Origin of the sequence: Ahrensia sp. R2A130 (genome assembly GCF_000179775.1) — a bacterium.
GTDB lineage: Bacteria > Pseudomonadota > Alphaproteobacteria > Rhizobiales > Rhizobiaceae > Pseudahrensia.
Genome location: NZ_AEEB01000014.1, coordinates 92,730 through 117,221 on the forward strand (window position 1 = coordinate 92,730; position 24,492 = coordinate 117,221).

Genomic DNA, 24,492 nt, shown 5'->3' on the forward strand with positions numbered 1-24,492 from the left:
CGTTTTGCCTTGCGATACAGACCTTTTGAGTTATCTGGTTTCTCTAAAATCATAAGCGCAAATATGTGATGAAAGCTGTCAACGATATGATGTAAAGGCGCTACGCTACATCACGCCACTAAACGATAGGGCGGCCTAAGTAAGACCGCCCTTCAAATGCTAACCGTCTATAAAGGTGACGGTGGTTTCACCTGCTGTCAGCATTTTGGCCAATCGTGTAGCGTCCCAATTGGTTAGACGTACGCAACCATGGCTTGCTGTGCGGTTGATATCGGCAGGATAGGGGGTGCCGTGGATGCCGTAGGTCGGTTTATCCAGATCGATCCACATGGTGCCGACAGGACCATTTGCGCCTGCGGGTATGGTCAGTTTCTCGTCCGTGCCAGCGTCGTCACCAAAGTTTTTGGGATCGTAGCTGTAGGTCGGATTGGCCGCCACCGCACGGACCTTCATCGAACCACTGGGCGATGGGGTCTCGTCGGAGCCCACCGATGCAGGCGCTGCAAACACCAGCTTTCCCTCAGCATTGAGAGCCCGCAATTCACCACTTGATTTCAAGACTTCGATCTTGGCAATTGTCACATCGAGTACCTTACCCGGCACCGTGACAATGATTTCGGTTCCCGCCTTGGTGAAATCTGCGTCGGGGTTCAATTCCTTCAACAAGTCCTCATCCATGTGAAATTTCTCGGCAAGCATTTCCGAATGAGTGTGGTAGCCGAGCTTATCCATCTTCGCCATTTCAGTGTATTTTTCAGGCGTTGGCGGGGTCGGCTCCATGGCCGCGTCGTCTTCGGTAATGGTGTATGTCTGTGCGGTTGCATCGGCGTCTTTTGACATTGCCTGCCAGACCTCGTCGTCCATTTCACCATCGACATTCATGCCCTGCATTGCCTCATAGGCTGCGATGGCGGCGGAGGTGGATTTACCCATCAATCCATCGATCACACCTGGCGAAGAGCCTGCACGGTCGAGCAGGGTTTGCAGACGGATCATCGCTGCTTTATCTTTGCTTTCCAGCGGTTTGGACTCGTTGATATTCTCGACGCTTTGTCCGAAAGTTGGCGCGATGAAGGTCGTGGCTGCCAGCATGGCTGCGGCTGCAAAAGAGATTTTCATGAAAGAGTCTGCCCGGTTTGCTGTAGTCGATTTTAGATACCAACTGAACGCGGGTGGAGCCTGAAAGGTTCAGCGGTCGGTCACGATAGCCTGCCGTAGAACGTCATGCGGGCGCTTTCAGAAAGACTGACACCGGCCTCTGCATTATAGGCCAGAACGGCCAGCATGCGGGTCTTGTCGCTTTCGTTTGGCGATACGCGGTGGATCGCGTTGCGGCCACGGAACAATACCAGCGTACCGGGTTCCATTTCCAAAACGTCCGGTGCGGCTCGACCATCTAGCAAATCTGCCAAGCGGGCGTGGGTTTCAGCGTCACCCTCTTTCTGGCGCGAGGCGTCTCGGGTGTCTTTCATATATTCAAAGCGACTTCCGCCATCTGGCTTTTCGATTAACAGCGTGATGGCGAACGAGGAATTGTCGAAATGCCATCCGAGTTCCTGTCCGCGATTGGCGTAGTGAATGTTGATGGAGGAAAGCGGGTCAGCGTACGGGTGCAGTTCCTGCTCGCCGGTCACAGCCATCACGAAATCGCGGAAACGCTGGGCGTCGTAAAGGCCGCGCAGAGGAGAGTCTGCTGCAACATCATCGTCGCAAATACAGCCCTTTGACGAGACAACTTCGCGGTTGCGCGGGTGGTTGGCATCGAAGGCGGGGTCTGCATCGGTGAGGTAAACATTATGATTTTGGGCGCAGAAATAAGCCTTGTCCTGCCCGTCACGCGCCTCTTGTTGAAGTTCGCTCAGCGCATGTGCCGTTAGAAATCCGGGCAGCACGAGAACCCCGTTATCATCCAGAACCTTACGGCAAGCGTTTTGAAACGCCTGATCATCCAGCGGATGCGTTGCAATGTTGATGATCTGATCGAAATTCATTTCGTTTGTCCGTCGCTTTTCTTTTGCGGCCTATGAAACGCCACGGGTGCCAACGGTTCAAGTCTATTCACCCAGCATTGCATTGTTGCTGATGAAAATGCGGGCAAACCGACCTATATCCTGATGATGAGTTTCGCCGACCGCATCTTCCATCCCTTTGAACGCCGCATTGCACCGCTTGATCTGCCAGTCCGACCCATGCCGGAAGGCGAGGGCGCAAAAGGCGCGTTGGCGCTGGTCTGGCATTTTGCGTCCATGTTCAAAACGGAACTGGTGCTGGTTGGAATCCTGTCGATCATATCCGCCTTGATTTCGCTTCTCCTGGTGTGGGCACTGGCCTTTATCGTCGACGGTGTGACGCAAAACGGCGGTGCTGATTTCGTTGCCGACAACTCGGGTGCGTTAATTGCGCTACTCGTGGTGTTCGCGTTGGTTGACCCTGCGATCTCGTTCATCCGTCAGACGTTCCTTTCACAAACTGTGCAAACGCTCATGCCCGCTGCGATGCGCTGGCAGGCGCATAAGGCCGTGGAGCGTCAGGACGTTGCTTTCTTTGAAGGCATGTTTGCGGGGCAGGTTGCGTCAAAAATCGCGCAGGTAACCAGTTCCGTGCAGCGCCAGATGATGGTGGCGATGCAGACTATTCCGCGTGTGACAATTCAGTTCGGTGGCTCGTTCATTCTGTTGGCCGTGTTGGCATGGCCACTAGCGGTGCCCGTGTTGGTGTGGATCATCTTGAACGGTCTCCTCGCTTGGAAAGTCGTGCCGCTTTATATGGCGCGATCCTCGAAAGTTGCGGCCGCAACCGCCCGCGCTACGGGTGCGATGACGGATGTGTATTCCAATATCGCGATGGTTAAACTGTTCGCTGCTGAAGACAGCGAGGCCGGAGCCATCCGCAAGGTGATTGGCCAGACGATAGACACGCAGCATCATGAAAACCGCACCTATATCATTTCCGACAACGCGGTCGGTTTGCTCAACATCGCTCTGGTGATTGCTATTTTCTCCACCGGTCTTTGGGGAATAGCTGGTGGATGGATAACTGTCGGTGAGTTTGTTGCTGCTGCCACCGTGTCTCGTTCGCTGGGCACGTCGTCTTACGCCTTTATCGGTCTTGGCCAGTCGGTCACCCGAACATTGGGCACTATTCGAGATGCGATGCCGGTCATTACTGCGGCTGCTAAAGTGGTGGACCGCGAAGATGCGCCGGAGCTGAAAGTAGGTACGGGGGCGATTCATTTTGATGAAATCGGTTTCAGTTATGGCCCGAAGAGCGAGAAAGTGCTGGACGGTTTTGATCTTGCCATCGCGCCGGGCGAACGGGTGGGACTGGTGGGGCTTTCGGGCGCTGGTAAATCCACACTTGTTCAACTGTTGCTGCGGTTGCGCGACGTAGACGACGGTGCAGTCCATATCGACGGACAAGATGTGCGCCACGTCCAACAGACCAGTCTGCGCGACAATATCGGTGTTGTGATGCAGGACGTATCGCTGCTTCATCGCTCTATCCGCGATAACATTCGTTACGGACGGCCCGATGCTACCGACGACGACATTCGTGCCGCTGCCGATGCTGCGCAGGCGACCGAATTCATCGAGTCGCTTGTGGATGCCAAGGGGCGCCGTGGACTAGACGCGCATGTGGGCGAACGTGGTGTGAAGCTTTCCGGCGGCCAGCGCCAGCGCATCACTATCGCGCGTGTTTTGCTGAAAAATGCGCCAATTCTTGTGCTGGATGAAGCGACATCGGCGCTGGATTCTGAAGCGGAGGCCGCCATCCAAACGAGCCTTGATAGTTTGATGACCGGCAAGACCACGCTGGCGATCGCCCACCGTCTTTCGACCATCGCGGCGATGGATCGACTGGTCGTGATCGACAAAGGCGTGATTGTGGAAGAGGGCCGCCACGAGGAACTGATTTTGGCTGGCGGTCTCTACGCTCAACTTTGGGAACGTCAGTCTGGTGGCTTCATAGCGCAGGCCGCCGCTTTGGATGATGCCGTGAATGAAGCGGCCTGAGATCAGCCGACCTTTCCGCGATAGCGTAGGCTTTGACGGTTGAGTTCCGAGATGTCCATCTCGCCGTTCAGCACATTCTCTGCCAAATCAACCGCACGGTTCAATAAATCATCAGGCGCTGCGCGATAGGCGGGGCGCGACGTTATAACATCGTACCAAACCGTGCTGCAGGCGGCATCCAGCAGTACGCGCTGAAAGCAGTGGTCGAGATGTATTGGCCAGCCCCGTTGTGCTGCGACGGATGGAAGCTCTTGCCGTGTAAGCGCTAACCAGCGTTGCTCAAGTGCTGCGCGCACGTCATGGTCTTGAAAGAGACTGGCAGTCGGTTTTGAGGGCACGTCGTGCGCTCCCGCTGTGGGGTTTATATTTGGAGTACGAGACATGGAAAAACCCGATCCCGGCACGATGTGGCTGTTGAAACTGTTTGGATACGCAACGCCGGTCGTAATCATTCTGGCAATCGCGGCGGGCTTCTGGCTGAACTAGAAGTCCCCTTACCTTAGGGCGTTTTGAAGGGAATCGTAGAGTTCAACTCTGCGATCTGTTCGGGTTCGAAACGCGGCATTCCGAAGTCGTTGTTCTTCTCGCGCTCTTTCACATTTTCAGCTTTTGCCTCTGCTATCTTTTCATCGAGACCACTGTCCTTGCCCATGTAAAGCGTCTGGGACGGGAAGGCGAAGTCGGAGCCGCTTTCCTTCACGATTTCCATGATGCGGAGGAGCAAGTCTTCCTGCACTTCGAAAAAGACGTGAACGTCGGATGTGTCGATATAGGCAAAAATAGTCACATCAAGGCTGTGCGCACCAAGGCCTGTAAACCGCACGCGTGCAGGGTGGTTGTTGACCATCTGGTGCGCGTAGAGAAGCGCCCGCAGTTCGACGAGTAACCAGCGCATCTGGTCAGTGGTTGTTTCGTAGCGCAGCCCCAAAACCGTCTCGAATTTGAAGCGGTCGCGCTGGGAGTAATTTTCGATTTCCGTTGATGCGAAAGCGCCGTTGGGGATCGTCACCAATGTGCGGTCCAGCGTGCGCAGGCGAGTGGAACGAATGCCGATCTCTTCGACCGTGCCCATTGTGGCGCCAAAGGCGCAAAAGTCTCCGACGTTGACGGGCTTGTCGGCTACAACGGTGATAGAGCCCACGAGATTCTCGACCGTTTTTTGCGCACCTAGAGCCAGCGCAAGACCACCTATGCCCAATGCAGCCAAACCGGTGGTTACGTCCACACCGAACAGGTCAAGGATTACGATTGCTGCTATGGCAAAGATGGCAGCCTTAACTATGCGCCGAGCCAACATTACAACAGCAACTGAGGTTGTCCGGCTGCTGCGTTCGATGGTGTAGCGGCTGGCATTGGCAACGGCGTCGATGATCCTGCCGGCAAGCCATGCAAATGACGCTACGGTGGCCACGACAATGATCCAATTGATCGCTTCGCGCGCCACCACCTGAATGCCTACCGATAGTACTACCGCACGGTAAATCCACACGCCGAAAACAACGCCCAGCGGAATGCTGATGGATCTCAGAAAACCATGACCGATAATTTCGAAGCGCTTGTAGAGGACCCGGTAAAGCAAGGCGACCACGAGACGCGACAACAATTGACCGACTGCCAGTGCTGCAAACACCAGAAGGCCGATGGCCAACCAATGACCGGCGGAAACGGACGCAACCGTCCAGTCCTTCAGGTTTTCGGGCAGTATTTGGTCCAGCAGACTTTCATCCGTCACGGCCAGAAGAAATGTCACTCGGGACAGCGTGTCTGGCGAAACCTGCCATATACGTACGCCTTCAGGTGTTTCAATTCGCTGAAGAAGGAGAGGTACCTGTCGGTGGCCAGAGCTCAAGAGGCCTACACGGTCAAGATTTGGTCCAAGATCGTCGCCTGCTGCGCCTTCCGGTCGGTTTGAAATCTGCAGCGTTTCAGAAAAACTGCCGTCGCGGTCCAGCAGGTCCTTTAGCTCCCGCGCTAGTTTGCGGGCCTCGCTATCGCGCCGATTTTCTTGTTCTTCCGATACAAACAGATAGCGACCGGCACGTTGGAAATCGTTGCGGGCGATGGATGCGAGATAACCTTCAACCGTGCCGCGCGGTGTGCCTCGTCCAAGTGGGTCCGGTGCTGGTGCTGCGTCGTCGGCTGCTGGTGTTGCTGGTAAAAACTGGGCTTGCGCTGGTGCGATGACTGTAAATGCGATGACCAATAGAGCCAGCCTGAAAAACGCAGCGACTGGCGTAAGCTTCGTCACGATGTCTGTCATGCTTTTAGTCACGAGCACGGTCTCTAATTGCGGTGATTTGCCAATATTGGACGCAGTGTTCACGCCACCGTGGCGAATGCAAGGTTTGTTTGCTGTACCATACCAAATGTGGACCGCGACACGCCGTCCGACACCAGCGCTTTGCAGCGGCTTGATTTCAGTTCATATCTCACCGGTAAGACTACGGGGGAGCTGGGCATGACCGACGACACAAACGCGATAAGCGCGATTGATGAGCCAACCGCACGGATCGTTATTGTTGACGACCATCCTTTATTTCGAGGTGCAATGCGACAGGCGCTTAGCTCTGGACTAGACCTTGGAATGGGGACGGCTGGTCCTGTTGCTATTCTGGAAGCTGGAAATTTTCGCGAGTTGCAGAAGCTGCTCAGTGAAGAGACCGATATCGATCTTGTGCTGCTCGATCTCGCCATGCCCGGTGTCAGCGGTTTTTCCGGCCTGATGACTTTGCGATCCGAATACGCGGCCATCCCTGTGGTCATCGTGTCGGCCAGTGATGACTCGGTCACTGTAGCGCGGGCACTCGATTTGGGCGCATCCGGTTTCGTGCCGAAATCTGCGCCGATGGAAACAATCCGCGAAGCCATAACTGCAGTGATGGAAGGCGATGTGTGGAAGCCTGCCGATCTTGATCTGGCTGCTGAAGGTGATCCAGAAATTGCTGACCTGATGACTCGCTTGCAGACTTTGACGCCGCAGCAATCACGGGTTTTGTCGATGATATCGCAAGGGCTGCTCAACAAGCAGATCGCTTATGAATTGTCCGTGTCTGAAGCTACGGTAAAGGCGCATGTCTCTGCTGTGCTGTCGAAGCTGAATGTCGATAGTCGCACGCAAGCTGTAATCCAGATTTCAAAACTGGGTGCTGGCGCGATTTCGACCGAATAACACTACTTTCGGGCCTTATTGGGCGGCCTGCATGTCGCGTGCGGCATCCTTTGTCATCTTGGAATGATGGCGTGCCAGCAATGCGCGTAGAGCCGCAGGCTTCAAAGGCTTGTTCAACAGCGCGATGTCCAAATCGCGCGTGGTTTGCTTGATGTCTGCGCTACGGTCGGCGGTGACGAGAACGGTTGGAAACCCTTCCCCCAACCTTTCTCGCACAGCAGAAATCACGCTGAGGCCGTCCTCATTGTTGAGGTGATAATCTGCCAACAAAACTTGCGGATCAATCCCATCCAACGACGCTAATAAGGGGCCTGATCCTTCGAATGTGTGGACCTGACAGCCCCAACCGCTGAGCAGAGTTCGCATTCCATCAAGCAGGGCGGGCTCGTTATCGATGCATATGACGCTTAATCCGGTTAGGGATTTGCGCGATTTGGACTGCCCTTGCGTTTGAGCAACCGGCAGATCGAGTGGTTCCGCGCGGGGCACGGCAACAGTGAAGACCGAGCCCTCACCGGGCGCTGATGTCAGATAGAGTTTATGGTCCAATGTGGTGGCAAGGCGCTGCACGATGGACAGACCTAGGCCGAGGCCGGAAGCGGCCCGCTTGCCGCCTTCAAGCCTACGAAACTCCTGAAAAATGGCTTCGCGGCTTTCCAAGTCGATACCCTGACCGGTGTCGTGAACCTCAAATATGATGTTGTCCGCATCGCGTCTAACCTGAAGTTCCACGTCGCCAACGGATGTATATTTGATTGCGTTGGAGACTAGGTTTTGAAGCATCCGGTTGAGCAATGAGAAGTCCGAAGTGATGAACTCGTCAGACTTACGAACATCGAAGTGCAGGTCTTTCGCATCCGCGATCGGGCGGAATTCTGTTTCCAAACGGTCCAACACCCGCTTCACCGGAAAGGTAGAATAAGTGGGGGCGAGCACACCGGCGTCTAACCGCGAAATGGCTAGAACTGCGCCCAAAATGTCTTCAACAGATTCCAGAGCGGAATCGACGTTGCCCGCCATCTCACGTTCGGGCGTATCTGCCATTCGCTCGACCAGACTTGATGTGTAGAGCCTTGCTGCGTTCAGCGGTTGGAGAATGTCGTGGCCAACCGCTGCAAGGAATTTCGTCTTTGAAATATCTGCAGCTTCAGCGGCTTCGCGCGCCGCATCGAGATCGACGTTCAACCGCGTCAGTTCTTCGGTGCGTTGCTGAACGCGATTTTCAAGCGTTTCGTTGGCGGTCTGCAACGCTTCTGCTGCTGCAACACGCTCGGTCGTGTCGCTCCACGATATGATGAGGCCGCCTGCAGGAACCGGGTTCGCGACGCTTTCCAAAATACGGCCGTCTTGGGCAAGTTTCAGTACGGCGGTGCTGCTCGTTTCGCTTAGCGCTTCGGTCAACTCGTCGTCTGATAGCGTATCACCGCAACGGCTGTTGATGATTGCGGCCATCGTATCAAGCGGCAATCCGGATACGATCTCATCTTCATGCAAATCTAGAAGACGCAGGAACTGACGGTTCCAACTCGCCAACCGCAGGTCGCTGTCGAACACGCATAGGCCTTGTTGAACCTGATCGAGTGCGGTGCGCAAAAGATCGTGGTTTTGCTGCAAGGCTTGAGAGGCGTCATTGAGCAATTGTCGAGTGCTGTCGCCTTGTGCAGCGTTCCGTTCTAGCAGCAGTGACATAACCAGACGTGCGGATGCTGCTCCAATTGCAGACGCCAAGAGCTGTTCCGCGTGGGCTATGAGATTGCTGTCTGCTTGCTCGCGATTTCCGGGTCGTTCTCCACGGCTCTCATGAAAGGACGCCATCGCGTGTTCCGTCATTTCTGGACCAAGATAACTGGCAACCGCATGGCGCAGATCAGCGATTGTAATGCCGTGTTCGTTGCTGGGTTCGCGCCGCGTGGCTATCTGGCCTGAAATTGCGAAACGTTCAGCCTGCACTTGTTCCAGCGGGTACGCTTCGCGCCACAGGGTCGCGATTACCAAGGCGACCGTGTTGCATAGTAAACTGAAGAAGACGCCGTGGTTCAAAGGTGCGGCATCCACACCGAACAATGCCTGTGGGCGCAAGGCTTCGATACCGAATGGTCCGTTCAGCATCAGCGATGCTTCGGGCGGCAACAGCGTTGGAACGAAGAGTGTGTAGCTCCAGACCGAAAAACCTGCGAGCATTCCGGCCAGTGCAGATAACGCAGTTGCACGCCGCCAGACGAGACCGATGAAGAAAGCGGGCGCAAACTGCGCGACGGCGGCAAATGAGAGCAAGCCGATTGAAATCAGCGCCGCGCTGTCATCTGCAACTCTGTAATAGATCCATGCGAGGGCTAGGGTTGCGAAGATTGCGATCCGGCGAATGCGCAGCAGATTGGCGGCCATGCCAGACCGCGCTTTTGCAGGGTCACCATTTTCCATCCGCGGGCGATTTTTCAGCAATAATGGTAAGACAAGGTTGTTGGAGATCATGATTGCCAGCGCGACGCATGCGACGATCACCATCGCTGTGGCTGCAGAAAGTCCACCGATGAAAACCAGCAAGGAAAGACCAACCGAGCCGTTCAGCAAGGGCAGGGCCAGCAGATAACCATCAGCGTTCACGCTGTCGCCAAAGATCAAAAGGCCGCCTATTGCAACCGGGACAACGAACAGGTTGATGGCGATGAGATAGAGTGGGAACAGCCAACGGGCCGTGCGCAACTCAGCCATAGAATGGTTTTCAACGACACTGACATGGAACTGGCGCGGCAGCAGCACGAAGGCGCAAAACGAGAGCAGGGTGAAAACCGAAAGTGTGGCGATATCAACCCGCATGGGCGAGCGCGATTGCACATAGGCGCTCTCTGTAGCCTGCGTTACCAGGTCGCCGAAGCCATCAAAAATCGCGAATGTGATGAAGAGGCCTGCCGCTAGAAACGCAACCAGTTTCACAATTGACTCCATGGCCACTGCCATCATCAATCCGCCCTGGTGCTCCGTAGCGTCTGCGTGTCTTGTGCCGAAGGCGATGGCGAAGACCGCGAGCAGGACCGTAATGGCCACCGAGGTGTCGACCGGTGCGCCCTGAATAGCCAGAATGCTGGGCTGGGTGCCCGCCAGCAGAATGTCGACCGAACTGGAGATCGCTTTCAACTGCAGCGCGATATATGGGACCGTGCCCAAGACCGCGATGATTGTCGCCACCACACCAACGGTGGTGTTCTTGCCGTATCGTGCAGCGAGAAAATCTGCGACCGACGTGATGCGTTCAGCCTTCGCCACGCGCACGATGTGGCGCATGAGGGGAAAGCCAAGCGTCAGCATAAGCACTGGGCCAAGATAGATGCCGATAAAGTCTAGCCCCGAAGTGGCTGCGTAACCGACTGAGCCGAAGAAGGTCCACGATGTGCAATAGACCGCCAGTGACAGAGCATAGATTGCCGAGCGGAAAACTGGGCTGCGAGATTTTCTGCGGTCGCGGTCGCCGATGCTGGCGACGACGAAAAGCAAGAGCAGATAGCCGAGCGCGGCGAATAAAATGCCCCAACTGTCCATCATCTGCTCCCCGCAACTTCATTGCTGCGCCGATTGGGAAAACACCATGCCGGACTGGTTGCTGTCCAGTTTTACAAGCGCATCATCGGCATCGCGGCGCATGTGTAAGGTAAATTGGACGCGCTGTTTGTAAGTTCAATATCTCAAAACATCATGTTACCCGTTTGCTTCAGGTCAGATAGGCCTTGGTTTTAAGTGCGATGGGGCGAAATTGTCTGTCGCGGTTTCGAGGGACGAAATTTCAAATGTTGAATGAATTCAAAGAGTTTATTGCCAAGGGCAATGTCATGGATCTCGCCGTAGGTGTGATCATCGGTGGTGCATTCGCGCTGATCACCAAGTCGCTCATTGACGATCTGATCATGCCGGTTGTCGGTGCGATTTTCGGCGGCCTCGACTTTTCCAACTATTTTGCTCCGCTTTCCGAAAGCGTGACTGCTACAACACTGGATGCTGCCCGCGAACAGGGTGCCGTTCTTGCATACGGCAACTTCGTCACTGTGTTGGTCAACTTCCTGATCCTCGCCTTCATCCTTTTCATGATGGTGCGCTACGTGAACAAGCTGCGCGCGAACATGGAAGAGCCTGCAGCTGAAGAAGCCCCGGCTGAAACTCCTGCTGACATCATGCTGCTCACGGAAATTCGTGACGCACTGAAGAAGTAACACAGATATCTGCCCGTCCGGTGCGCCGCCCACGATAGGCAGCCGGACAATGATGGCGGGTAGGTTCCTCAGGTGAACCTTGGAAAGGCTTCGGGAGTGATGATCCCGGAGCCTTTCTTTTTTTGTTTTTTGGCGGGCAGGGCGACCGATTTTGATCGGTGGACAGATGCAACCTGTCGGCTAATGTTGCGGCAAAGCCCCACAATTCGCGATACGCCATGACCCTTCTGCAAACCCTGCGTCCTGCCACACGTGACCTTGACCAGAGCGACATTGTCGCCGTTATCAATGGTGCGCGGAACAAACCCGGCATCGTGCCTTTGTGGGTGGGTGAGGGGGATCTGCCGACACCTGCTTTCATTATCCGTGCTGCAAAAACTGCGATGGATGCGGGCGAGACGTTTTACACGTGGCAGCGCGGTATTCCCGAATTGCGGGAAGCGCTGGCTGATTATCACACCCGCCATTACGGCATTGAAAATGACCGCGAGCGGTTCTTCGTTACCGGTTCCGGAATGCAGGCAATTCAACTGTCGCTACAGGCGCTTTCCGGTGTTGGAGACGAGGTGATCATGACCACGCCCTGTTGGCCCAACATCCACGCCGCAACACAGGTGGGCGGTGGAGTGCCAGTCCATGTTGAGCTCGATTTTTCTCAAAACGGTTGGTCGTTGGACATCGACAAGCTGTTTGGTGCCGTGACTGACCGCACGCGGGCGATGTTCATCAACAGTCCGGCTAACCCGACCGGTTGGGTTGCTCCGCTGGAAACCTTGCGCGCCATTCTGGAGTTCGCCCGCGAACGGGGCATCTGGATCATTGCCGACGAGGTGTATCATCGTTTCGTTTATGACAGCGATCTTGCACCATCATTCTATGAGTTGATCGAGCCGGAAGACCGGGTGATTTTCGTCAATACATTTTCGAAGAACTGGGCGATGACCGGCTGGCGGGCAGGTTGGATTTCTGCGCCACCTGAAATCGGTCAGGTGTTGGAAAATCTCATTCAATATTCGACATCGGGCGTAGCACCCTTCACGCAGAAAGCTGCGGTCACTGGCCTGAATGACGGCGAACCGTTTATCGCGATGCAAAAGGAACGAGCGCAGCGCAACCGAGATGTTATGTGCGATGCACTGACAGCAACGGGTCGTGTGGAACTGGCGAAACCGGCGGGCGCATTCTATCTGTTCTTCAAGGTGCCGGGTTATCCCGATAGCAAGGAACTCGCGCTACGAATAATCGAAGAGGCCAATGTTGGCCTTGCGCCGGGAAGTGGTTTTTACTCGGGCGGGTCGGAATTCCTGCGGATGTGCTACCTTCGTGATCCAGCGCAGATCGATGAAGGTGCCGCACGTTTGGTGAAGTTTCTGGAAGCTTTGTAAGGCGCACCGGATTTGCCGCAATCGTTAGCTAACGCACAGTTAGCTGCTGCGGGATGTGGTAGAAGATTGAACGAATGAAAGCGCAGCGGCAGTACCATGGCCTTGCTGCAACAGGGGAACGGATATGAGTGACGGGCAGGAACTGGGCAGGATCGCCACCAAAAAAGTGCCAGCCGATCAGGCTAAACCGGGAAACCCCGAACACGCTGCGATGATCGCACAAGCGCTTGGTGGTGCAGCCGGTGGCGGTGCCGGCAACCTGCCCGGTGAACGGGCCAAACCACCCCATTGGGGCCTTACGGTGCCAACATCTGTGAAGTCTTTCACAATTTTTGGTATCGCTATCGTCATCCTCTTTTTCGGCGTTTTCGGCGGTTGGGCAACAACCGCGCCGATCTCCGGTGCCGCTGTTGCGCCCGGTACCGTTGTTGCCAGCGGGCAGAATTTCCGCCTGCAGCATTTTGAAGGTGGTATCATCAAAGAAATCATGGTTCGCGAGGGCGACCGTGTTGAACCGGGTCAACCTATCCTAAGCCTAGACCCCACGCAGGCGCAGGCCACGCGGGACATGGTATCAAATCAGCTTCTTGCCTATCAGGCTCGCGTTCAACGGCTGCGGGCAGAACGTGACAATGTTGATATGGGTGTCACGGCTGAAGCTGCGGAGAAATTCCGCGCAGCTGGCATGGCGGGTGATTTGGAAGAGCAGGAGCGTGAATTCGACAAGCGAGTGGCGCGTTACGAGTCAGAAGCGAAGATTTACGACCAGCAAATGCTGGCACTCGAAGAGCAGATATCCGGTCTGGAAATCCAGCGAATTTCCGTCAAAGAGCAGATGGAAAACCTGACGCAGGAGCTGACCGCCAAGAAACGTTTGGTGGATCGCAAGCTGACGCCACGTTCGGAGTATCTGCGTCTGAAGCGCAACTATTCCGAGCTTGAGGGTCGTCTTGGCGCACTGACATCGGATGTGGGCCGTGCAAAATCCTCAATCGCCGAGGCACTTGAACAGAAAAGCCGCCTCACAGCAGCCCGTTCCGAGCAAGCTGTCGCGGAGTTGAACAATGTGCGTACCGAAATCAGCTCACTGGTCGAACGTCGCCGTGCCGCCGAGGAAGTTCTTAGCCGTGTAATCCTGCGCGCACCTGCCGCCGGTACGGTGGTGAGCCTGAACAAAAACACTCCCGGTGCTGTTGTTCGTGCCGGTGAGGATATTGCGGTAATTTTGCCCGCTGGTGGTGAGTTGATAGTCGAGGCGCGCATGTCGCCCCGCGATGGTTCTATCATCTCGGTCGGACAGGCAGCCAAATTGCGGTTTGCGTCCCTGAACACGCGCACGACGCCGGAAGTCGACAGCGAAGTGACCTACATATCCGCTGACAGCGTTGTCGATGAGCGGACGCAGGAGCCGTATATCGTCGTGCGTTTGAAAATTCCCGAGACGTTGCCATCGCAGATTGATGTTTCGGAAATCTACGCCGGCATGCCGGTGGAGTCTTATGTGGTGACCGGCGATCGGACGTTTGCAGAATACGTCATCCGACCGCTGGTGGACTCGTTCAATCAGGGCCTGCGGGAGCGCTAGGGTTCTAGCTGACCGTACCCGTGCCCAGCACCATCGGTGCGATAGTGGTGTTGACGAAAATCTGCAGGAACGTGATGCCGAGTAAAAGCACGATTGGCGAGATGTCCACCGCGCCGAGGTTCGGCATGACGCCTCGAATTTTCGACAGAACAGGTTCCGTCATATCACCGACGAAACGTGCAATCGTATCGACCACAGGGTTGCCGCGATTGACGATGTTGAAGGCGAACAGCCACGACAGCACGACCGAAATGATGACAATCCACCAATAAAGGTTCAGCACCGCGTTGATGAGCCAAAGTACCGCGATCATGGTGCGTCTCTTTCAAAATTATCATGGGGCAAGATCGCCCGTCTGTTGGGAGTGACTTAGGTTGTGGGGCTGTGAACCTCAAGCCTAGAACTTCCGGTCAGATTTCGACCAGCAGGTCGTCCAACTCGTTGCGGCCTTCCGGCTGCGGCGGGAAATGCGGTGCAAGAACAGCACCTGCTTCCCCGATAACCTGAATGAAACCGTCTGCGACTTCGCCCTTCGCCGCGTGGTCTATCAGATGCTCCACCATGGTATTCCAGACGGATTGATCGACATGTTCGTCGATCCCTTCGTCGGCGACGATCTCTGCATAACGCTCTGCCAGCGAGACGAAGAGCAGCACGCCGGAGCGTGCCTGCGTGGTATGGATGCCGTGGGCGAGGAATTGTTTTACCGCATTGGCGGATGCGCGGCGGTAGGCGACGGAGCGTGGCACGAACAGCAATCGCCATTGCGGGCGCAGTTGGAACATGACCAGCGATAAGACGAAGGCTGCCATTTGCGCCGAGACGATAATGCCACCGCCGATATCATACCCGAATGCCAGCGCGCCAAGCCAAACCAACGCGCCGGAAAGCAGCGACCACAGGCCCGCCATAAAGCCTGCCACATAGAAATAATCGTCGCTGGCATGGGCTACGACGGCAAAGATTTCACCGCTTGTCGTGCTTTCAGCTGCGCGAATGGCGCAGGTGATGCGTTCGTGGTCGGCCTGCGTGATGGTGTTATTGCTCATGTCGAAATCCTCACCAGCCACCGGAGGCGCCGCCGCCTCCACCGCCGCCGCCACCGCCGGAAAAACCACCGCCGCCGAAGCCGCCGCTGCTTCCGCCCCAGCCACCACCACCGCCGACTATTACGCCGCCGGATGATCTACGGCGCTTGCGGCGTTTCTTGGCAGCGGGCGAGTTCTTGCCCGCTTCCATGCCGAGCCATTCGTAGTGATCGGGTTTGATTTTCTTTCCGAAAGTGCGGACCAGAAAGCTCATCAGGATGGGGCCGAAGAAGATCAATCCCCAGACGATGATGAAGATGATACCGACGGGATCGCTTGCCCAATCGGACGTCGGTTTTGGCTTTGCGCGGGTTTTCCACTCTTCGAGGGCTGCTTCATCCGCCTCCAACACCTCCACCATCCGGTTCACACCATTGGCGATACCCAATTCGAAATTGCCCTGCTTGAACGCAGGCGTGACAGTGTTCCGAATGATGAGCGAGGCGATTGCGTCCGTCAGCGTGCCTTCGACGCCATAGCCGGTTTCGATGCGCATCTTGCGGTCGTCTTTGGCGATTATGAACAACACGCCGTTGTTCAATTCGGCTTGCCCCAAGCCCCAACCGCGCAACAGTTTTAAGGCTTCGCCTTCGATGGTCCGCCCGCGGAGATCGGTCACTGTATAGACGACGACTTGGTTGCCGCTCTTGGCCTCATGCGCTGCCAGTTTTGCTGTGATCTGCTGCTCGACGCTTGGGCTGAGAATGCCTGCGCTATCGATCACCCGTCCGCTGAGAGGCGGTAGCGCCTGTGATAATGCCGATGTCACCATCAGCACCAGCAGCATCATGCTGGCAGCAAATAATTTGAGCGGGCGCACGATCATATTGCGGCGATCAATTTCCGAAATCGACCTTTGGCGTCGTCGTTTCACTTGCGGCCACTTCGAAGGTCGCGAATGGGTCGTTGTCGGAATACATCAATGAGCGCCACCAGCGGCCGGGGATGGTTTTCAGCTCGGTGTTATAGACGCGCACAGCCTCGATATAGTCGCGGCGGGCCACTGCGATGCGGTTCTCAGTGCCTTCCAATTGCGATTGCAGGGTCAGAAAATTCTGGCCGGATTTGATTTCGGGATAGCGCTCAACCGTCACCAGCAAACGCGAGAGCGCGCCGGATAGTTGCTGCTGGCTTTCCAGGAATTGTTGGATCACCGCAGGGTCGGAAAGCTGGCTGGCATCGACGTTGATGCTCGTCGCCTTGGCACGGGCTTCCACCACGGATGTGAGCACGTCTTTTTCCTGTTCGGCAAAGCCCTTCACGGTTTCCACCAGATTGGGGATGAGGTCGGCGCGGCGTTTGTACTGGTTCAGCACCTGCGACCACTGCGCTTTGGCCTGCTCTTCATAAGTCGGGATATTGTTGACGCCGCACCCGGTGAGCCACAGGGCGGCAAATGCAATGGCGAGAAAGCGCAGGACAGATTTCGAATGGGGCATGGTGGCCTCCGGTACGGGCGAACAAGATTTGCAAGATCTTATAGATGGCTGCGGCAGCATTCGATAGGCTTGTTGAATTGCTGCAAGGGGATGACGTCATGACGGGTGCAACACAGGGAGCCGTGATCGTGATTTCCAGCCACGTGGTGCGGGGTACTGTGGGCAATCGTGCTGCGGTTTTTGCGCTGGAGACGTTGGGTTTTCCCGTCTGGGCCATGCCGACGGTTACGTTGCCCTGGCATCCCGGCCACGGGCCTGCGTCGCGTATCATCGCTGATGATGCCGAGTTTGCAGCGCTGCTTGCGGACCTTGCGAAGCACCCGAAACTGGGTGAGGTCGCTGGCATCGTAACGGGCTATTTCGGCTCTGCCGGTCAGGTGGCTGCGGTGGCTGAATTGGTGGATGCGGTCAAAGCCGCCAATCCGCAGGCGATCTATCTTTGTGATCCGGTGATGGGTGACGTGGTGGATGGTGAGGGCAGGCTTTACGTTCCGCAAGCGCAGGCAGACGCTATCGTGCGAGACTTGCTACCGCGCGCCGACTGGGTGACGCCCAACCCGTTCGAACTGTCGATCTTGTCCGGTGACGAGATCGCAACCGCCCCTGAAACCATTGCTGTCAGTGCCAAGAAACTCGCGCGTGACACCGTTGTGGTGACGTCTGTTCCTGCTTTGCGGCGCGGCCATATCGGTAATCTGCTGCTGCGCGATGGTCAGTCCACGGTGGTGGAACATCGCGCGGTGGAAACGCATGGACGTCCGCTGAACGGGTTGGGTGACCTCGCTTCAGCGCTGCTGCTGGGGCGAAGCCTTTCAGGCGTGGATGCAAAGCAGGCGTTGGGTCTTACCTGTGCTTCTTTGCACGAGGTCATGGCCATTTCTGCGCAAGCAGGAAGCGACGAACTTCTCTTAGAGAGCGCAGCGCAAAGCCTGCTGCGGCCGCGCAGTCCTGTGGAGACGCGAAGCCTTTCGGTCGTGCGAAAAGCGCCTAAGCGGAAACCGGCTTAGTCTGCCCTCTTAATCACCCGATACCCGTTCGATGTCTGCACCGACACCGGACAGTTTTTCTTCCAGTAGTTCGAAACCACGATCTAGATGATAGACGCGGTTCACCTGCGTTTCACCGTCAGCGACCAGTCCGGCGATCACCAAGCTCATGGAAGCGCGGAGGTCGGTCGCCATCACTTGTGCGCCCGACATGCGTTTGACGCCGGTAACGGTCGCAGTCTGGCCGTCGATAGAAATATCTGCGCCAAGGCGCGCCAGTTCCTGCACGTGCATGAAGCGGTTTTCAAAGATCGTTTCTTTCACCGTGCTCACGCCATCGGCGCGGGTGGCGAGCGCCATGAATTGCGCCTGAAGGTCTGTGGGAAAGCCGGGAAAGGGTTCGGTGGTGAAGTCGATAGGGGCGATGCGGTCGCCGGAGCGAGAAATACGCAGGCCGTCACTTTCGTAGCCGACCTGCGTGCCTGTGGCTTCCAGCACGTCCAACGCATTTCGGAGCAATTCGGGACGTGCGCCTGCCAGCAGAACGTCACCACCGGTCATCGCAACACAGGCGGCAAATGTGCCGGTTTCGATGCGGTCTGGCAGCACGGAATGTGTGGTGCCGTGGAGTGAAGAAACGCCGTCGATGGTGAGTGTCGATGTGCCGATGCCGGAAATTTTTGCGCCCATGGACACGAGGCATTCCGCAACATCCGTCACTTCCGGCTCGCGGGCAGCGTTCTCGATAACGGTCTGGCCGTTTGCCAGTGATGCCGCCATCAGCATGACATGCGTCGCGCCGACCGAGACTTTTGGGAAGGTGAAGTGACCGCCTTTCAAACCGCCTGCAGGCGCCTTCGCATTCACATAGCCCGCGTCGATATCGATCTCGACACCGAGAGCTTCGAGCCCGTCGATGAACAGATCGATGGGTCGTGTGCCAATGGCGCAACCGCCGGGCAGCGAAACCTTTGCCACGCCGCAACGGGCCAGAAGCGGACCGATGACCCAGAAGCTGGCGCGCATTTTACGAACGAGTTCGTAGGGTGCGGTCGTGTCCACTATGGTCTTGGCACGAAATTCCAGACGACGACCCGTCGTGGTGCTGTCGCCTTCGCGTTTGCCGCGCACCTGAACATCGACGCCGTGGTTCGACAGAATCGCGGTCAGCGCTTCGACATCGGCCAGACGCGGCATGTTTTCCAACAGCACCGGTTCGTCGGTGAGCATGGATGCGATCATCAAAGGAAGGGCTGCGTTCTTCGCGCCGGAAATAGGGATCGTGCCGGAAAGAGGTCCGGCAGCGCGAATGAGAATGCTGTCCATCGCGGGAGGCTCCGAAATATGAGGAGGGCCGCGTTTTATCACGCGACAAGTTTGAGTGCGGGCTTAGATCAGCACGGTGAAACCGGCAAGACTTTGGCACGGCGTAGTTTTATCGTGGCTAATCGTCGTTGGAAGGTGGTGGGGTGCTTTTCACCGCCCGCGCCTTGCCTTTGCGGCGCATGAGATTGTCTCTCAGCGCCTGTTTCAAACGGGCCTCGCGCCGCAGCACTTCTTCATTAGGCTTTTTGGCTGGCTTCTGGTCGCCATTATCGTTGTCTTGATCATGTTCTGGGGGTGTCGACATGTTAGCTTTCGGCAAAGAACTTTCCGGTACAGGTGAGAAGTGGCGGTTTTCATATTGACCCGGGCTTTCGCCCCACTATAAGCCCTTGCGCAGGCAGGCAACCATTGGTGGCCGTCCAACGACGCTGTTGTAGCTCAGTGGTAGAGCACCTCATTGGTAATGAGGAGGTCGGGAGTTCGAACCTCCCCAACAGCACCATTTCCCGATTTATATTTGCTTTCGCGCTCCAATCATCGGCCCGTTTTGCGAAGGCTGCGCACGCTATTGCGGTGTTTGTGAAATATTTCGTGATTATTGGCGTCGGAAATTTGCCGGAACCATCATCAACTACGTCCGTTATGAGCACACTATCGACGCATTCGAACCTGTTCGTTGTGATCGGTCAAAAAGGATTCATAGGAGAACTTCATGTTGAACATTCCATTTTTTCGCGTCACCGCTGCAATCGTCGGCCTGTTGATGCTGGCCGGTTGTAACGCCACGCAACGTGGCGCGGCTGTAGGCGCTGGTGTCGGCGCAACCGTTGGCGCAGTGGCAACTGGCAGCGCCGGTGGTGCTGCCGTTGGTGCGGCGGCAGGTGGTCTGGCTGGTGCTCTTATCGGGCGCGCTTCTGAAGACGGCAAATGCCGCTACCGCGACCGCCGCGGTCGTACATATATCGCCAACTGCTAGTTAATTCGGCGATTTTGATCTGGAGGGCCAGCCCGTGCATTGCACGAGCTGGCCTTTTTGCTTTGTGGTTCGAGCCAAGTCTTTCATTCGCCGCAAAATCGCATTTGAATGACCTCGACAGGGCGGATGCCCGTATTGGAAAGGGCATCGCATGTCGCGTGATCTTCGCAAGGCGCAATCAGGGCTGGACACGATAACCGGAGCGACGCTGGCCATCTTGGCTCTGGCGTCCGGCGTTTATACCTATTTGGGCGTGCGCGATCTGCTCAATGGATCGCCAACAGTCGTTTTTCTGGGTGCGATTATCTATTCGGTCGCGGTTTCCGTCGGGATATTCGGCTTCTGGTCCTATCTCATGCGGTTCATGCCCCATATCCGAACCCCCAGCGCGCGGCGTTGGCTGTATCTTGCCATGGCGCTGGGTTCGGCGATGATTATCGCCATGTCGTCGTGGCTCAACGCGGCAGCGCTGGCTGGCGGTGCTGCGCTGGAGCAGCATCTGGCGAACACGACCGAGCAATATCAGCAAAAGCTGGAACAAGCCCACGACAACGCGTTGGCCGCGCAAAGCCTGCTGCCGGATATCGAACTGGCTTCACAGCGTTTCGAGCGATTGAGCGCAGAAGAGGCATCGACCGGCGCACTGACAGGAACATCCGGCTCAGGCACCGTGGTGCAGTTGCTGTCGCAGATGTCTCGTCAGCTGCAGGGTTTGAGTGCGGAGATCGTGCAATCCCGGGTGCCCACGAAAGAACTGTTTGAAGAAGGCGGAAAGCGCCTTGCCGCAATGCGTAAACTGGTGTCGCAGCCCGGTCCGGTGGACATTCGCGCAAATGCTTTTGCAGAAGAAGCGGTTGCGCTTTCCGGCACGATTGCCGCTTTGCAACAGACGTCCATAGCACCGGCAGTGCGCCGTGCTGCCGATGATCTGGGACGTTCCTTCATCGCGCCGGTTGCAGATGGTTCCACTGCCGATCTTGCAAGCCGTCAGACCGATGTTGTTAGCCGTGTCGAACAATCGGTCAAAGATCAAAGCGCTGCGTTGAGCGCAGCAGCGGATGAGATTTTGCAGCGCCCACCCGTGGTGCAGGTGCGTTTCGTGCCACTGTCTTCGCCGGAAGCCGTGCTGCGATACGCAAAGGACTTTTTGCCGTCGTGGGCGGGCGCAATTTCCATCGATCTGCTGCCTGCGGTGATGATTTTCATCCTGTGCATCGTCCAAGGCGCTATCCGCTCCGAAGAGGGCGCTGATCTTGGCGGCGATGAGGTTACCGCGTCTGAAATGATGCGCGCCGTGCGCCTTTATAAGGAGTTGAACGCACTCGATGCGCCAACGTCTTCGCCAGCAGCACCACCCCCAGATGATGGGCCTGCGCCTAATGTTGCGCCTGATAGTGACGGGTCGAACGTGACGCCGCTGTCTCACAAGGCTTGAGCGGATGGATACTGGTGGCATCGGTGGAGCAGGAACTCCACCGGCACGAAATGATCGTATCGATCGCGTGCAATCGGCGGCCAAACGTCCGCTGACCTCGTTGGTCGGCACCATTCAGGATGGTCGTTTCCTGCGCGTTATCTTTCTTGGCATGCTGGCGCTGACTGTAGGTACCGTCGCTCAGGACTATTCCGCGATGCTGGCTGCTGCGCCCGAGGGGCAGCCGGGCCTTCAGCGCATCGAACCCACGCCGATGGACCTGCCGAAACCAGGCGACCAAACACGCCCCTATCTGCCGCGCACGATGCCGCTTGGGCCTAGTCGTGATCGACCGGATTTGCCCGGTTATCGAGGCCCGCTCGACGGTCCTGCCATGACTCAGCCTATGGAATTTGCGTTGACTGTCGATGGCCGCGCGAGCGCTGTTGGCACTATTGATCCCGGTTCAGCAAAGCGGTTTGCGGACTTTCTGAGCGACAACGACAAGCAGATCGGCGAACTCACGCTGCATTCTCCCGGCGGGTCTGTGGCCGATGCGCTGGCGATGTCGCGTGCTATCCGCGAAGCTGGGATTTCCACCCGCGTGTCCGCCAATGGCTATTGCGCCTCATCATGCCCGTTGCTGCTCGCAGGGGGCTTGTATCGCAGCGCGGGCACGGGGGCTTATATCGGCGTGCACCAGATCTATGCCGCGCCCACCGCGAACGGCACCTTACAACGGGGGATGGCAGACGCGCAGACGGTATCAGCGTTATGCCAGCAGTTGCTGGTGGATATGGGCGTGGATTTGCAGGTCTGGGTGCGCGCGATGGAAACGCCAGCTGCTCAATTATACCTCTTCACGCCCGACGAGCTTTCCCGCTATGCACTTGCCAACGGTCGGCGCGCAACAACCCGTCCGGAACTGCGGGAGCCAATCCGCGGTGATCTCAACAATGATGCGGGGTGACAAGGCCGACCGCTGGACGCTAGTATTTGTGTGAAGGTTTGGGGCCTTAGCTTCAAACGAGGTCAGATTTCGGAACGCTTGCACCATGGAAAGTTTGAAAGCTTTTCCCGTTTTTGCGGGGTTGAGCGACGAGGAATGCGCGCGCATCGACAGCCAATGCAGCTGGCGCACCTATGAGCCGCGCGCGATTATTCTAGATCATAACGAGCCATCCACCGATGTGAGGTTCATTCTGTTCGGTTCAGTGCGCATCGTGGTGCGAATGATGGAAGGCCGTGAGGTCATCTTCAATGATTTTGGCGAGGGGCGCTTTTTTGGTGAACTGTCGGCCATCGATGACGGTGCCCGTTCTGCCAATGTCACGGCCGTTACCCGCGCGCGCATCTGCATAATGCCACAAAGCGTTTTCAGGCAGGTGTGTACCGATCATTCACTGGTCTCGATGGAGGTGATGAAGCACCTTGCCGGTATGGTACGAATGTTGTCGGAGCGGCTGTCTGAGTTCAGCTTTCTAAAAGCCAAGCACCGTTTGTTTGCTGAACTGTTGCGGCTTTCCCGCGAGCGCAAAGGCGCTGTTGCCGAAGGCGTTCAACAGCGAATTATAAGTCCCGCACCGGTGCAGAGCGATATTGCCGACCGCATTTCATCGCGTCGCGAGATCGTTTCCCGTGAGATGAAAGAGCTTGAGCGTCAGGCAATTCTGGAGCGCACTAGAGGCGGTCTTGTTATCCTTGATCCCGATAAGCTTGGCCGGTTGGCTGCCGAGGGCTGGTTCTCCTAGCGCTAACGCTAGTTGACGGTGCGGAAACGCACCCCTTCCGATGAGCGAAAGCGGTTTGGTCCGAGTTTTTCAAATGACACGCATGATGTGCCTTTCGCTGGGCCCGATGGGAATGTGGTGCAGATGCGGTTGCCTCGTGCGCGCCATGTGCCGTTGAGTGTGCCTGCGATGGACTTTGCCGATACAGTGCCGTTACTCGCGTAGCGCATGGTGATTGCAAAGCCGAAGCGCCGTGTCTTGATGGTCTTGCCAAGCATTTCGCTGCGCACTTCAGCTGCGGACAGCGTGTTGGCTGATGCGGGGGTCACGCCAAATGGGATCGTTGCGAGAATGCCAAGTACTAAAGCTGTGATGCCAGCGGTAAGTGAAGCGCGGGATTTGGATAAGAACATTTTCTTGCTCCTGAAATGTTGTGCACAGACCTGCGCTTTCGCCGCGGCAAGTGCCGAGCTTCACAATAAGAACGATGCGATGAACCATACGGTTTCACGAGAAGCGCAAAATCATGCGATCTCAGGCGTGCCGATGGTAAATCTTGCGTTGGAGAGAAAATCTCGCCTGTAGCGGTCTAGTTCCAGCAGTAAGCGATCTTCGGTAGCGTTTTGCCGTTGAAAGTCTCGTTGCCTTCGGCCACGTCATCGCCACCAGCATTGCTGTAGAAGTTCATGGCAGGCGCATTGTCCTCAAGCACCCACACGACACAACCGCTCATGCCTAGGCGCAAAAGCTCCTCACGCGCAGCAAGGAAAAGACGTTTGCCTAATCCTACGCCTTGGTATTCGGGCAGCAGGTACAGCTCGTACACTTCGCCTTCTTGTGGAAGCGCAGCAACGCGGTTCGCGCCCAATGTGGCGTAGCCGATGATCTGGCTTTCATTGCGCAGCACGACGATGCGGGTGGAATTGCGGATCGCACGGGCCCACCAACGCGGGTCGCGACGGCGGATCATGGTTTCCAGCGCCTGATGTGGAATGAGACCACGATAGGCAGCGCGCCAGGACTGTTCGTGCACAGCGGAGATGCCGAAAGCATCGTCCATGGTCGCCATGCGGGTTTGAAGCGTGAGCGTGGTCATGTCAGCAAGCCTAGTTAACAGTTTCTTAAGCAACAAGGCCGTGTTGGAATGAGTTTGGTAAAAAGGTTACCGGCGACGCGGTT

The 24,492-nt window shown here is 56.5% G+C and carries 23 protein-coding genes and 1 tRNA gene; 11 read left to right on the plus strand and 13 right to left on the minus strand.

Annotation, left to right across the window (positions count from 1 at the left end; all coding sequences use genetic code 11):
• Window positions 1-159 precede the first annotated feature (159 nt).
• Together R2A130_RS08550 and R2A130_RS08555 are read right to left on the minus strand one after the other, a co-directional pair.
• Window positions 160-1,119, minus strand: coding sequence for a L,D-transpeptidase (locus tag R2A130_RS08550; RefSeq protein WP_009464655.1), 960 nt, complete (start codon window positions 1,117-1,119; stop codon window positions 160-162).
• A gap of 80 nt (window positions 1,120-1,199) precedes the next feature.
• Window positions 1,200-1,991 (minus strand): hypothetical protein, encoded by a 792-nt coding sequence (locus R2A130_RS08555; RefSeq protein WP_009464656.1) that lies wholly within the window; start codon window positions 1,989-1,991, stop codon window positions 1,200-1,202.
• A gap of 126 nt (window positions 1,992-2,117) precedes the next feature.
• Here R2A130_RS08555 and R2A130_RS08560 point away from each other — a divergent pair, with 126 nt between their 5' ends.
• Entirely contained in the window at window positions 2,118-4,013 is a 1,896-nt protein-coding gene (locus tag R2A130_RS08560) for an ABC transporter ATP-binding protein (RefSeq protein WP_040305508.1), read from the plus strand.
• Between the two features lie 2 nt (window positions 4,014-4,015).
• On the opposite strand, the gene R2A130_RS08565 is transcribed toward R2A130_RS08560, so the two are convergent.
• Both R2A130_RS08565 and R2A130_RS08570 read right to left on the minus strand, forming a co-directional pair.
• Window positions 4,016-4,351: a hypothetical protein gene (locus R2A130_RS08565; RefSeq protein WP_009464658.1), complete on the minus strand. Its 336-nt coding sequence runs from the start codon at window positions 4,349-4,351 to the stop codon at window positions 4,016-4,018.
• Between the two features lie 161 nt (window positions 4,352-4,512).
• The gene (locus tag R2A130_RS08570) at window positions 4,513-6,273 is read right to left on the minus strand and encodes a mechanosensitive ion channel family protein (RefSeq protein WP_009464660.1); all 1,761 of its coding nucleotides are present in this window, start codon (window positions 6,271-6,273) and stop codon (window positions 4,513-4,515) included.
• Between the two features lie 198 nt (window positions 6,274-6,471).
• Between R2A130_RS08570 and R2A130_RS08575 the strand changes: the two genes are divergently transcribed.
• Window positions 6,472-7,182 carry a response regulator transcription factor gene (locus tag R2A130_RS08575; RefSeq protein WP_156798457.1) on the plus strand — a complete coding sequence of 237 codons (711 nt, stop codon included), beginning with the start codon at window positions 6,472-6,474 and terminating at the stop codon, window positions 7,180-7,182.
• 15 nt (window positions 7,183-7,197) lie between these two features.
• On the opposite strand, the gene R2A130_RS08580 is transcribed toward R2A130_RS08575, so the two are convergent.
• A complete protein-coding gene (locus tag R2A130_RS08580; protein WP_009464663.1) occupies window positions 7,198-10,719 on the minus strand; it encodes an ATP-binding protein in 3,522 nt (1,173 codons plus the stop codon).
• Window positions 10,720-10,964: 245 nt separating this feature from the next.
• On the opposite strand from R2A130_RS08580, the gene mscL reads away from it, so the two are divergent.
• The 3 genes from mscL (at window position 10,965) to R2A130_RS08595 (ending at window position 14,354) form a co-directional block, all read left to right on the plus strand.
• Window positions 10,965-11,384 (plus strand): large conductance mechanosensitive channel protein MscL, encoded by a 420-nt coding sequence (gene mscL / locus R2A130_RS08585; RefSeq protein ID WP_009464664.1) that lies wholly within the window; start codon window positions 10,965-10,967, stop codon window positions 11,382-11,384.
• 218 nt (window positions 11,385-11,602) lie between these two features.
• Window positions 11,603-12,769, plus strand: coding sequence for a pyridoxal phosphate-dependent aminotransferase (locus R2A130_RS08590; protein ID WP_040305495.1), 1,167 nt, complete (start codon window positions 11,603-11,605; stop codon window positions 12,767-12,769).
• Between the two features lie 124 nt (window positions 12,770-12,893).
• Window positions 12,894-14,354 (plus strand): HlyD family type I secretion periplasmic adaptor subunit, encoded by a 1,461-nt coding sequence (locus R2A130_RS08595; RefSeq protein WP_009464666.1) that lies wholly within the window; start codon window positions 12,894-12,896, stop codon window positions 14,352-14,354.
• A gap of 4 nt (window positions 14,355-14,358) precedes the next feature.
• Here R2A130_RS08595 and R2A130_RS08600 read toward each other — a convergent pair whose 3' ends face one another.
• From R2A130_RS08600 to R2A130_RS08615, 4 genes are all read right to left on the minus strand, one after another.
• On the minus strand, window positions 14,359-14,667 hold the full coding sequence (locus tag R2A130_RS08600) for a YggT family protein (RefSeq protein ID WP_009464667.1): 309 nt from the start codon (window positions 14,665-14,667) through the stop codon (window positions 14,359-14,361).
• Window positions 14,668-14,764: 97 nt separating this feature from the next.
• On the minus strand, window positions 14,765-15,403 hold the full coding sequence (locus tag R2A130_RS08605) for a TPM domain-containing protein (protein WP_040305513.1): 639 nt from the start codon (window positions 15,401-15,403) through the stop codon (window positions 14,765-14,767).
• A gap of 10 nt (window positions 15,404-15,413) precedes the next feature.
• Complete coding sequence (locus R2A130_RS08610; RefSeq protein WP_198008685.1) at window positions 15,414-16,316, minus strand: YgcG family protein; 903 nt, start codon at window positions 16,314-16,316, stop codon at window positions 15,414-15,416.
• The gene (locus tag R2A130_RS08615; RefSeq protein ID WP_009464670.1) at window positions 16,279-16,881 is read right to left on the minus strand and encodes a LemA family protein; all 603 of its coding nucleotides are present in this window, start codon (window positions 16,879-16,881) and stop codon (window positions 16,279-16,281) included. The genes R2A130_RS08610 and R2A130_RS08615 overlap by 38 nt, the downstream gene beginning before the upstream one ends.
• A gap of 44 nt (window positions 16,882-16,925) precedes the next feature.
• Between R2A130_RS08615 and pdxY the strand changes: the two genes are divergently transcribed.
• Window positions 16,926-17,888, plus strand: a complete 963-nt coding sequence (gene pdxY, locus R2A130_RS08620) for a pyridoxal kinase (RefSeq protein ID WP_009464671.1) — start codon at window positions 16,926-16,928, stop codon at window positions 17,886-17,888.
• 9 nt (window positions 17,889-17,897) lie between these two features.
• Here pdxY and murA read toward each other — a convergent pair whose 3' ends face one another.
• Window positions 17,898-19,193: a UDP-N-acetylglucosamine 1-carboxyvinyltransferase gene (murA, locus tag R2A130_RS08625; RefSeq protein WP_009464672.1), complete on the minus strand. Its 1,296-nt coding sequence runs from the start codon at window positions 19,191-19,193 to the stop codon at window positions 17,898-17,900.
• Between the two features lie 118 nt (window positions 19,194-19,311).
• Window positions 19,312-19,497: a hypothetical protein gene (locus tag R2A130_RS08630; RefSeq protein WP_009464673.1), complete on the minus strand. Its 186-nt coding sequence runs from the start codon at window positions 19,495-19,497 to the stop codon at window positions 19,312-19,314.
• Window positions 19,498-19,620: 123 nt separating this feature from the next.
• Between R2A130_RS08630 and R2A130_RS08635 the strand changes: the two genes are divergently transcribed.
• The 5 genes from R2A130_RS08635 to R2A130_RS08655 all read left to right on the plus strand — a co-directional run bounded on the left by R2A130_RS08635 (window position 19,621) and on the right by R2A130_RS08655 (window position 23,334).
• A tRNA-Thr gene (locus R2A130_RS08635) sits at window positions 19,621-19,695 on the plus strand.
• A gap of 210 nt (window positions 19,696-19,905) precedes the next feature.
• The gene (locus R2A130_RS08640; RefSeq protein WP_009464674.1) at window positions 19,906-20,169 is read left to right on the plus strand and encodes a glycine zipper domain-containing protein; all 264 of its coding nucleotides are present in this window, start codon (window positions 19,906-19,908) and stop codon (window positions 20,167-20,169) included.
• Between the two features lie 151 nt (window positions 20,170-20,320).
• Complete coding sequence (locus tag R2A130_RS08645) at window positions 20,321-21,604, plus strand: hypothetical protein (protein WP_009464675.1); 1,284 nt, start codon at window positions 20,321-20,323, stop codon at window positions 21,602-21,604.
• 4 nt (window positions 21,605-21,608) lie between these two features.
• Window positions 21,609-22,553 carry a hypothetical protein gene (locus tag R2A130_RS08650; RefSeq protein ID WP_009464676.1) on the plus strand — a complete coding sequence of 315 codons (945 nt, stop codon included), beginning with the start codon at window positions 21,609-21,611 and terminating at the stop codon, window positions 22,551-22,553.
• An 85-nt stretch (window positions 22,554-22,638) separates the two neighbouring features.
• Window positions 22,639-23,334 carry a Crp/Fnr family transcriptional regulator gene (locus R2A130_RS08655; protein WP_009464677.1) on the plus strand — a complete coding sequence of 232 codons (696 nt, stop codon included), beginning with the start codon at window positions 22,639-22,641 and terminating at the stop codon, window positions 23,332-23,334.
• An 8-nt stretch (window positions 23,335-23,342) separates the two neighbouring features.
• Here the strand turns inward: R2A130_RS08655 and R2A130_RS08660 are convergent, their stop codons facing one another.
• Both R2A130_RS08660 and R2A130_RS08665 read right to left on the minus strand, forming a co-directional pair.
• On the minus strand, window positions 23,343-23,726 hold the full coding sequence (locus R2A130_RS08660; protein WP_009464678.1) for a hypothetical protein: 384 nt from the start codon (window positions 23,724-23,726) through the stop codon (window positions 23,343-23,345).
• A 176-nt stretch (window positions 23,727-23,902) separates the two neighbouring features.
• On the minus strand, window positions 23,903-24,409 hold the full coding sequence (locus R2A130_RS08665; RefSeq protein WP_009464680.1) for a GNAT family N-acetyltransferase: 507 nt from the start codon (window positions 24,407-24,409) through the stop codon (window positions 23,903-23,905).
• Window positions 24,410-24,492: the final 83 nt, after the last annotated feature.